The organism is Brevundimonas sp. (genome assembly GCF_027487935.1).
GTDB lineage: Bacteria > Pseudomonadota > Alphaproteobacteria > Caulobacterales > Caulobacteraceae > Brevundimonas.
In genome coordinates this window covers 1-10,356 of record NZ_JAIYCP010000018.1, presented here as the reverse complement: position 1 = coordinate 10,356, position 10,356 = coordinate 1, and the positions used below count along the sequence as shown (strand labels likewise).

The following is a 10,356-nucleotide window of genomic DNA, read 5'->3' as shown; positions in this document are numbered from 1 at the left end:
CGTCGGTTCACCTTGGCCCGTGACCTGTTGACTGAAGATGGCGTGATCCTAGTTTCGATTAACGACGACAACCGCGCCAAGCTTGAGCTGCTGCTCGATGAAGCGCTGCCAAGTATGCGCATTGGCTCGTTCGCGTGGCGAACACGGACTGGCGGAAACGATGCCAAGGGAGCTTTTCTCTCAGACAATCACGAACACGTGCTAGTTTACGGCAAGAGCGGGTTCCGCTTCGGAGGCACCGAAAAGAGCTACGAGAAATACACGGAGTGGGATCCCGTAAAGGAGGATTGGCTTCGTGAAAGCGATATCAGCCAACCCAAAGATATGGTCGAGCGGCCCAACGGCTTCTACGCGATGCACGATCCCGTCGAGGACGTCTATTACCCCGCAAATCCCCAACGGGTTTGGCCGTCTCCGACGCCGAAGGGCGCAAGGTACGACTCCAACCAGTATTGGGGCGATCTCTTTGCCGTGTTCCCGCTTGCTGACGAGCGAAAGGCAGACTTTCCTTTCGAGGATCAAATCGCGAACTGGGTTAGTCAGGGTCGAATTCGCTTTCCAAAAGAACAGCGGGTCGAGGTCTGGGAAACGATTGATCACCTAAAAGCGGCGCTAGCCAAAGGAGATGTTCCTAAGGCGAAGAAAACTCCCAAGCTCTGGCTCGAAATGAAAGACCTAGAGTTCTGGGTTGGGAAAAAGGTTGGCTTTGGGATCCCGCAGTGGGTTCGATACAAATCTGAACTCAAGACTGCCAGCCAACCCGTATCTTCATGGATAACCCCATCGTCCGAGGTTGAAACCGTGACCAACGACGTTGACGCGAATATCCAACTCGTCAGTAATACAAATCAATCAGGCACCGCTGAAATTCAGGATATATTTGGGCGCAAGGCGTTCAGCTATCCCAAACCTGTCTCACTTATTCGAGAAATCGTTCGCCAAGCGACATCGGACGGTGACGTAGTCCTAGACTTCTTCGCGGGCTCCGCAACAACTGCCCAAGCGGTCATGGAGCTCAATGCTGCTGATAACGGGGAACGCCGGTTTGTGTTAGCTTCGTCGACCGAGCGTACCGACGACGAGCCGGATAAGAACCTGTGCGACGATGTGACGGCCGAGCGCGTAAGATTGCTAAACGCCTCGACCGACAGGGCATACGCCGATTTGAATGCCCCCTTCGCTTATCTGAAAATGACCCCTGCAGCCTTCGAGGACTTGGACTACGATCTCACGCCCGCGATGGCTTGGTCGGCGCTGGAGGCGATGCATGACCTTCCGCTTACGCCCTATTCAGGTGGCGCTTGGGCGATCCACGAAGAAGAGCAATCCAGCTTGGTGTTGGCCGAGTCGGTTGATGGTGTGCTCATCGACGCGATCAAGGCCTTGGCGATGCGGCGCACCAACATCTTCGTCTATTCATGGGCACCGGGGCAGTTGAGCGCTGCGTTGGTGGGGCTGAATGTCGAAGTGCGGCCTGTGCGGGAAATCTTGGTCCAGAGATTCCGGCGTTGAGCGGGGACAAAGCCCCTGTCTGGATGCTGGCCAAGTACCAGGAGAGTGCGGTTTATGCGATCCGCGACTCCGTGCTGGCGGCCGATGCCTATCAGGAGGCGAATCCGGGTCTAAGGCAGGCAGTAGCGCGTCGGGTAGGCGCAACCCTACTCCAGGCTCCGACGGGGTCGGGCAAGACCTTGATGGTGGGGCGAGCCTTGGAAGCGATCCGAGGCAAGACCAAGACGCCCGTCGCTTGGTTCTGGTTCGCGCCGTTCAGCGGACTAGTTGCACAGACGCGCGATGCGCTGGCAGAGCAATGCCCCAGCTTGAGACTGAGGGACGTTTCGCGAGACCGTAGCGCCCTTCTGACTGGTGACGGCGACGTATTCATCCAGACTTGGGCGTTGGTCGCCGCACGGAGCAAGGAATCCCGTAAGGTTCGCCGCAAGGACGAGACCGCGTCGCTGGATGATATGCTCGGCGATCTACGCGACCGAGGCGTTCGCATTGGCGTGGTGATCGACGAAGCCCACCTGAATTTCGGCACCACAGCCAAAGCGGCTGCGGACTTCTATCTGAATGTCCTGCGGCCCGACTTCACGATTCTGGCCACCGCGACACCCAACGACGAGAAGCTGGAGGCCTTTGAGGAAGCCGCAGGCGTAACGGTCGAGAACCGCGTGACCATCTCTCGGCAGCAGGCGGTTAAGGAGGGACTAAACAAGAAAGGCCTGACACTCGGTGTCGTCAGGCTGGACGGGGCCGACGCCCGCTATATCGAGCCAGAACAGGCGGCGCTGACCATCGCTTGGATGAAGCATCAACAGATCAAGGCACGACTGGCCGAGCGAGGCGCCAACGTCACGCCTCTGATGCTGGTGCAGGTCGAGGACCAGCCCAAGGGCGGTGAAGACCCCATTAAGCGGGTGAAGGAACGACTACTGGAGCTGCGCGTGCCAGAGTCGGCCATCGCGACCCACACTTCGGGAGAACCCGACCCGGATTTTCACACGCTGGCCTACGATCCCAGCCGCGAGGTGCTGATCTTCAAGGTGACGGCTGCGACGGGGTTCGACGCCCCGCGCGCTTGGACGCTCGTCTCAGTGCGACCTACGCGAGGAACCCAGTTCGGCCTCCAGGTCGTGGGCCGGATAATGCGGGTTCATCCGAAAGTCCGCGCGCAAAGGCAGGATGACGACCTGCTGGACCGGGGATGGGTCTATCTCACCGACCCGGAGTTGCAGGGCGGACTAGAGTCGGCTGCGGCAGAGTTGAAAGCAGTCAAGGACTCCATTGCGACTGTCGCAGACGAATTGCAGGTGCTGGAGTTTTCCAGTGAAATCGAGGCGCGCTTAGCAGACCGCCACATAGGCGTGCCTCGCGCCAACGCATTGCCCAAGAACGCCGAAGAGCGACAAATGCGCTTAGATGCCCTTATCGGAGAAGGGTTCGTCGATGTCTCAATCCGAGAGGCGCCGGCAGAGGTTCAAGACAAGATTGTTATACAAGGAGAATTCCAGCGCGCGCTGAACAGGACGCCATTGTTTGGCGATGTTCACTTGGGCGCAGCGCCGCCGCCGGGCGGCGGGGCCGCGCCGAGGGAGACAAGGGTATACAGGCTCAGACGGGACCGAGGAGTGCCAGATGCTCTCCTGAGCGAGCGGGCTCCGAAGCCTGAGCAGATGGACGGCGTCGTCGTCAAGCGAGCCGCCAGCCTTGTGTTTGCCGAGGACCGAACGCCGTTTGACGAGTTGCTCCGGACCCAAGGTCAGGCCATCGTCAGCCTGAGAGATCTCTTCATTGAAGGGCAGCCGGACCAAGAGCGCTTCAGCGTTCGGATGTCGGAGGCTCGCATCGCCGAAGCGGCGCAGACCAGTTTCGAATTCAATCAGTCTATCAGCGCCCGCGCGTTGAAAGCTGAGTTGATGGACGAGTTCCGCCGCCGCGCGGTTGCACGGGGCATGGAGTCGGATGAAAAGGCCATGCGTCGGGCGCTGGAGCTGTTCGCGCTCAATAGGCCGCATGCCATCCCGGAAGCTTTGAAATCAGCCCAAGCAACAGCCGTTGATGTTGGGCCCGCTGAGGCTATTCCAGACTTACGAGTGCCGGAAGATGTGATCGTGCGGCCGTCGCGGCTTGGTGCCTATGAGGTGTTTCCACCCAACATGAACGCCAACGAGCGTCGGTTCGCCGAGATGCTGGACGCGGACGAAAGCGGCCAAGTAAAATGGTGGTTGAGGCTGCAGGAAAACGCCGCTTGGGCAGTCACGTTGATGCTGCCAAATGGCAAGCGGTTTTTCCCGGACTTCGCCGTTGGCGTGGCGGGCCGGCGTACGACAGACGCTATCGCGTTGGTCGAAACAAAAGATGATGGAGTGAACGGGCGAGCCCATTCCGAGATCAACCGCGAGAAAATCCGGGCCAGGCACCGTGAGTATCGAAATGTTTTCTGGACTTGGGAGCGCGACGGGCGCTGGGAAGAAATGGGCTGGCATCCTGAGCTTGAGCGGATCGAGCCCCTGAGGCGGTTCTCCATAGAGCGACTCGTCATGATTGACTGAGACTGGCATCCTACGTCGAGAAAGAATCGACACCCGACCCGACCCGACCCGACCCGACCGAGGCCGGGCGTGTCGGGCGCGCGGGGCGGGCCGAGGTTTGGGGATGAGAGGAGCGGTGCGGCTTTGACCCCTCCACCATCCTTCGCCTCTGCGAGGCTGCGGATGGTCCCCCTCCCCATCGCAAGCGACGGGGAGGAGACGCCGGGTCCTGACGCCGGGGCTTGTTACTGCGCCGGGCGGACTTCCACCGGGAGGCCGAGGGCGTCCAGCTGGGGGCGGACGACCGAGGCGTCGCCGACGACGACCCAGACGAAGGTCGAGGGGTCGATGGTGGCGCGGGCGGCGGCGTCCATGTCGGCGGCGGTCAGGGCGCGGGTGCGGCTGGCCAGGGTTTCCTGATAGTTGTCCGGACGGCCGTAGAGGGCGTTCGAACGCAGGGCGCCGAGGATCTGGCCCGAGGTCTCGAAACCACCGGCCAGGCCGCGGGTGTCGCCGTTGACGGTGCGGTCCCGCTCGGCGGCGGTGACGCCGTCGGGGCCGAGGAAGCGCTCGTACTGGGCGATCAGGGCGGCGATGGACTCACCCGTGCGATTGGCCTGGACCGGGGCGTTGACGATATAGGGGACGCGGTGCTGGAGCGTATTGATCGAGCCGCGCACGCCGTAGGACCAGCCCTTGGTCTCGCGCAAATCGGCATTGATCCGCGACAGGAAGTCGGTGCCCAGCACGGTGTTGGCGGCCTGCAGGGTCAGCAGGTCGTCAGTGCCGGAGACGTCCAGGACCGCGCCGCCATAGATGATCGACTGCGGCGACTGCGGCCGGTCGATCAGGACGATGCGGGCGGTGGTGGCGGGGATGTCGGTCGGGAAGACCTTGGTCCCGCGCGGGGTCGAGGGCGCGCGCCAGTCGCCGAAGGCCCGCTCCAGCCGCGGGGTCAGCTCTGACAGCGGCAGGTCGGAGACCACGAAGATGCGGGCATTGTCGGGCCGGACCCATTCGGCGTGTTCGGCGATCAGGTCCTCACGCGTCAGGGCGCTGATGGTCTCGGGCGTGCCGGTGCCGGCGAACGGACGGCCATAGGGGCTGGCCTCGCCATACATCAGCGGCGGCAGGGCGCGGGCGGCGATGGCCGCCGGCTGGGTCCGCTCATTGGCCAGGCCGGCGAGGCGCTGGGCCCGCAGACGCTCGACCTCGGCCGGGGCGAAGGCGGGGTTGCGCACCATATCCGACAGAAGCACGAGCGAGGGGTCGAGGTTGGTGGTGACGGCGGTCAGGCTGGCGGCGGTGCGGTCCATGGAGGCGCCGACATTGACCGAGGCGCCGAGCCGCTCCTGGGCCTCGGCCAGGGCGTTGGAGTCGCGGGTGGTGGTGCCTTCGCTCATCAGCGTCAGCATCATCGAATGGACGCCGAGGGCATCCGCGCGATCGGCGGCATAGCCGGCGTCGAACTCGACCGCCACGCGGGTGACGGGGACGGTGGTCGACCGGGCATAGACGATCTCGACGCCGTTCGAGAGGCTGGCGCGCTGGACCGTCGGGAAGTCGAGGTTGGGCACATCGCCGATGGTCGGCATCGGGTCGCGGGCGACGCGCTGGATCTCGGCGGCGGGCACCGGAGTGGCGCCCGAGGGGGTGGCGGCGGCCTCGACATAGGCCGCGCGCTCGCCGGGCTCGACGATCTGGCTGTAGACCGGGCGGTTCAGCCAGCGCTGCATGGCGTCGCGCACCTGGGCCGGGGTGACGGCGGCATAGCGGGCCAGCTCATGGCGGTAGAAATCCGGGTCGCCGGCATAGAGCTGGCCCTCGGCGAGGACCGAGGCCTTGCCGTTGACCTGTTCCAGGCCCTGGATGGTGCGGGCGGCGAACTGGGTGACGACGCGGTCGATCTCGTCCTGGGTCGGGCCGTTGGCCATCAGCTCGGCGAGGACGGCGTCCATCCGGGCGGCGACGGCGGCGACGTCACCACCGGGGCGCACATTGGCCGAATAGTTGAAGAAGCCGAGGCGGTGGAAGGCCTGGGCTCCGGCGCTGACCGAAGAGGCGGACTGGTCGCCGCGCACCAGGGCGTTGTCGAGCCGCGAGGACTCCAGACCACCGAGGATGGAGGCGCCGACGGCGAGCGGCACGGCGTCCGGGTCGAGCATGCCGGGAACGACCCAGGCGCGGCTGACGCGGGTCTGGGCGACGCGGTCGCGCAGGACTTCCTCGACCGGGGCGGCCAGGGTCGGGATGTCGGCGGCGGCAGGGACATTGACGGGGCCGCGCGGGATGGCCCCGAAATAGCGGTCGGTCAGGACCCGGGCGGTCGCCTCATCGATGTCGCCGGACAGGACCAGGACGGCATTGTTGGGGCCGTAGTTGTCCCGAAACCAGTTGCGCACGGTCTCGAGGCTGGCGGCGTCCAGATCGGCCATGGAGCCGATGGTCGAGTGGCGATAGGGGTGGCCGACGGGGAAGAGGGCCTCCTGCTGGGCGTAGGAAGACAGGCCATAGGGCTGGTTGTCGCGCTGGCGCTTCTCGTTCTGGACGACGCCGCGCTGCAGATCGAGCACCTCCTGGCCGACCTGGCCGAGCAGATAGCCCATCCGGTCGCTCTCGAGGAACAGGGTCTGCTCGAGGGCCGGGGTCGGGACGGTCTGGAAATAGTTGGTGCGGTCGAACCAGGTGGTGCCGTTCAGGCCGGTGGCGCCCGCGGCGCTCATGGCCTGGATGTGGCTGGTCGGCGAGTTCTCGGAGCCGCCGAACATCAGGTGTTCGAACAGGTGGGCAAAGCCGGTCGAACCGGCCGGCTCATCCTTGGAGCCGACATTGTACCAGACGGAGACGGCGACCACCGGAGCCTTGCGGTCGGTGTGGACGATGACGGTCAGGCCGTTGTCGAGCTGGAAGCGCGACCAGGGAATGTCGACGCGGGCGACCAGGTCGGCGACCGGCGCGCCCTGGAGCGGCGCGGCCTGGGGCTGGGCCGCGACGGCGGTGATCGATCCGGAGTCCGGCGACAGGGCCCAGACCGGTGCAGCGGGGGCCACGACCGCGAGAATGGCGGCGAGGGATACGAGACGAAGACGCATGGTCGGGCATTCCTGTTGACTGACGGCCGCGACCATAGCCGGGGCGGCCCGTCACGCAATGCCTCTCGATCGACTCAGGCGTCCGGCCGCGCCGCGACCGTTTGTCCGGGCTTGGCCCTCAGTCCTCGAGGGGCGGCAGGCCGGCTTCCTTGCGGGCGGCGGCGGCGGCCTTCTTTTCAGCCTTGGCGGCGGCCTTTTCGGCGGCCTTTTTGGCGTCAGCGCGATCGCGTTCCTGACGCTCGAAACTGTAGTTGGGCTTTCGGGCCATCGGCGGTTCTTTCTCTTTTTGTAGCGCGACCGCGCTTCGCGCGACTTGAGCGCAGGTTGTTGGCGCTACCGCGCTTCGCGCTGGTTGAGCGCAGGTTGTTGGCACCGGACGAAGGCACGGGACCGGCTGCCGGGCAGCCGCCTGTCTCTCCAAGGTGGGGCAAGCGGGGGGCCGGGGCAACCGTTGACGGTCAATCGACGGCGATGACCTCCACCGCCTGGCCGGCGACGACCGCTTCATCCCCGACCTGTTTGCCCATCAGGGCGACGGCGAGGGGCGAGACATGGCTGACCGAGCCGGCGGCGGGATCGGCCTCGTCCTCGCCGGTGATGCGCCAGGTCTGGGTGCGGCCGTCGGCGCGTTCCAGGGTGACGGAACCGCCGAAACGGACCCGGCCGTCGGGTTCGGTCTCCACAAGCTGGGCCGTGGCGCGGCGGGCGGACCAGTAGCGCAGGTCGCGGGTGGCGCGGGCCATGGCGGTGCGGTCGGCCTCGATATCGCCCCTGGCCTGGGCGGCGGCATAGGCCGCGCGGGCCGAGGCCAGGGCGGCCTCGATCAGGGCCAGCCCCGAGGGGGTGACCAGGTTCGGGTGGGGCGAGATCGGACGATCAGGAAGATCGGCGGCCGTGGCCTCCAGATCCTCGTCGCGGGTAAAGGCAACGCTCATGGGAGTGAGCCTAGGCGGGTTTGGGGGGTTCCCGGAGCGGTTTTTTCGTCCTGCGGTGAGGCGTTTCATCACAACGGGCACAACGAGGTCACAAAGGGCACGACGGGACCGGGGGTGTGCCGATGTCCGTGTTTCCCATCCGTGTGCCGGGGATTGCGGCATTCGCCGCCTTGATCCGGTTGAGGACCAGTCAGGCTGCCTCCGCTTCACAGGACCCTTTGTGTCCGTTGTGACCGCGTTGTGCCCGTTGTGAAGAACCCGCTTTCGCCGGACGTTCGCCTCAGAACAGGGTAGTGGGTCGGCCATGAGCGATTCAGCCAGGACAGTTCACATCATCGGGGCCGGACCGGCCGGGCTGATGGCCGCCGAGCGGCTGGCGCGGGCGGGCCTGGCCGTGACGGTGCATGAGGCCATGCCGTCGGTGGCGCGGAAATTCCTGATGGCCGGGCGGGGCGGGCTGAACCTGACCCATTCGGAGGACATTGCGCCGTTCACGGGCCGGTATGGCGCGGCGGCGGGGACGGTGGCGGCCTGGCTGGAGGCCTTTTCGCCGACGCATCTGATCGGCTGGGCCGAGGGGCTGGGGCAGGCGACCTTCACGGGGTCGTCGGGGCGGGTGTTTCCGCGGGCGATGAAGGCCTCGCCCCTGCTGCGGGCCTGGCTAGGGCGGCTGGCGGAGCTGGGGGTCGAGGTGCGGACGCGGTCGCGCTGTTCCGGCCGGCGTGACGGCGGCTGGGTGTTCGAGACGCCCGAGGGCGAGCGGGTCGAGACGCCGGATGCGGTGGTGCTGGCGCTGGGCGGGGCCAGCTGGCCACGGCTGGGGTCGGACGGAAGCTGGCGGGACTGGTTGACGGCCGAAGGCGTGGCGGTCGAGCCGTTCCGGCCGTCCAATGTGGGTTTCGATGTGGCCTGGAGCGAGGTGTTCGCGGACCGGTTCGCGGGACAGCCGCTCAAACCCGTCGCCCTGACGCACGGGGACCGGACGGTGCGCGGCGAGGCGATGGTGACGCGCTACGGGCTGGAGGGCGGGGCGATCTATGCCCTGTCGGCCGGGCTGAGGGATGCGATCGAACGCGACGGGACGGCGGCGCTGACCGTCGATCTGCGGCCCGATCTCACGGTCGAGGCGCTGGCGGGGCGGCTGGCGAAACCGCGCGGCAAGGACAGCGCGACCAACTGGCTGCGGAAGGCGGCAGGGCTGTCGCCGGTTGCGGCGGGGCTGTTGCGGGAGATCCCGGGGGAGCTGCCGGCGGGGGCTGACAAGCTGGCGAAACGGATCAAGGCGGTGCGGGTGACACTGACCGGCGTGCAGGGGCTGGCGCGGGCGATCTCCTCCGCCGGCGGGGTGAGGCTGGATCAGGTGGATGCGGGGCTGATGCTGACGGCGATGCCCGGCGTGTTCGTCGCCGGCGAGATGCTGGACTGGGAGGCACCGACAGGCGGCTATCTGCTGCAGGCGTCGATGGCCTCGGGCGTCGTGGCGGCGGACGGGGTGCTGGGGTGGCTGGAGGGGCGGCAGGGTCCGCTTTCGGGCTGAGTGCTGCCGACTGCTTCGACCCATAGCGGACACGAGCGTCCCCTGTCAGATTGGCTTTATGAGCGGAGGCGTTGAGATGCGAAGGTCCGACTGGCTGATCGTCACGGGTCTTACTATCGCGCTCGTCGGATACTGGCTGACAACGCTTGGAACCCAGTCCTACAGGTGGGCACCGGACTGGGTCTGGGACTGGGTCCAGCAGCGACCAACGCTGGTAGTGATAGGGGCGGTCTTGGTACTGGTTGGCGCGTATCGCCGGCTCCGGCTCTCCCGACAAAGGTGAAATACGGACTCGGGCCGCGAAGCTTTCGGTATGTCTGCTCCCCACCCTCAGGCCACGAGCGGCTCCCGACCTGTTGCGGACGTGCCGCGTGTCAGTAAGCTGCATTGGGAAGAGAGATGCCGCCATGAGCCGCGACGCCAAAAATTCGATCATCTTGTGGGCTGGAACACTGGCCTTGATGGGGGTGGTCTGGGCGTTGCTTCAGCTGGACATCGGAGCCCACATTCCAGACCGCTGGGTCTGGCCGATGATGGCGGTCGTGATTGGCTTGAACGTCGCGAGGTCCATTTGGGACCGCTTCCGTCGCCGCGACGCCAAGTTCCGCTAACCATCCCGAGGCTAAGGTCGGCTTCCGACGGCGGCCTCAACTGATCGCCGCAACACACGCGGCGAAGGTCTCTGCTGGCGTTCGATAGAGCAAGGTCTTTCTGGGCCGTTCGTTGAGCTGGCGGGCGATGGCGCTGAGCTGGGCCTG

General features: G+C 65.7%; 7 protein-coding genes. 4 read left to right on the top strand and 3 right to left on the bottom strand.

Annotated elements, in window-relative coordinates; all coding sequences use genetic code 11:
* Together Q0053_RS06790 and Q0053_RS06785 are read left to right on the top strand one after the other, a co-directional pair.
* Positions 1 to 1,512, top strand: a 1,512-nt coding sequence (locus tag Q0053_RS06790; RefSeq protein ID WP_298097819.1) for a DNA methyltransferase, incomplete at its 5' end; no start/stop codon positions are given.
* Positions 1,513 to 1,535: 23 nt separating this feature from the next.
* Positions 1,536 to 4,055 (top strand): DEAD/DEAH box helicase family protein, encoded by a 2,520-nt coding sequence (locus Q0053_RS06785; RefSeq protein WP_298097816.1) that lies wholly within the window; start codon positions 1,536 to 1,538, stop codon positions 4,053 to 4,055.
* A 224-nt stretch (positions 4,056 to 4,279) separates the two neighbouring features.
* Here the strand turns inward: Q0053_RS06785 and Q0053_RS06780 are convergent, their stop codons facing one another.
* From Q0053_RS06780 to greA, 3 genes are all read right to left on the bottom strand, one after another.
* Entirely contained in the window at positions 4,280 to 7,126 is a 2,847-nt protein-coding gene (locus Q0053_RS06780) for a pitrilysin family protein (RefSeq protein WP_298097813.1), read from the bottom strand.
* Positions 7,127 to 7,244: 118 nt separating this feature from the next.
* Positions 7,245 to 7,394: a hypothetical protein gene (locus Q0053_RS06775; RefSeq protein ID WP_284222964.1), complete on the bottom strand. Its 150-nt coding sequence runs from the start codon at positions 7,392 to 7,394 to the stop codon at positions 7,245 to 7,247.
* Between the two features lie 190 nt (positions 7,395 to 7,584).
* Positions 7,585 to 8,061, bottom strand: coding sequence for a transcription elongation factor GreA (gene greA / locus Q0053_RS06770; protein WP_298097810.1), 477 nt, complete (start codon positions 8,059 to 8,061; stop codon positions 7,585 to 7,587).
* Between the two features lie 304 nt (positions 8,062 to 8,365).
* Between greA and Q0053_RS06765 the strand changes: the two genes are divergently transcribed.
* Together Q0053_RS06765 and Q0053_RS06760 are read left to right on the top strand one after the other, a co-directional pair.
* Entirely contained in the window at positions 8,366 to 9,598 is a 1,233-nt protein-coding gene (locus Q0053_RS06765) for a TIGR03862 family flavoprotein (RefSeq protein ID WP_298097807.1), read from the top strand.
* A gap of 407 nt (positions 9,599 to 10,005) precedes the next feature.
* Positions 10,006 to 10,209, top strand: coding sequence for a hypothetical protein (locus Q0053_RS06760; RefSeq protein ID WP_298097803.1), 204 nt, complete (start codon positions 10,006 to 10,008; stop codon positions 10,207 to 10,209).
* The last annotated feature ends 147 nt before the right edge of the window (positions 10,210 to 10,356 follow it).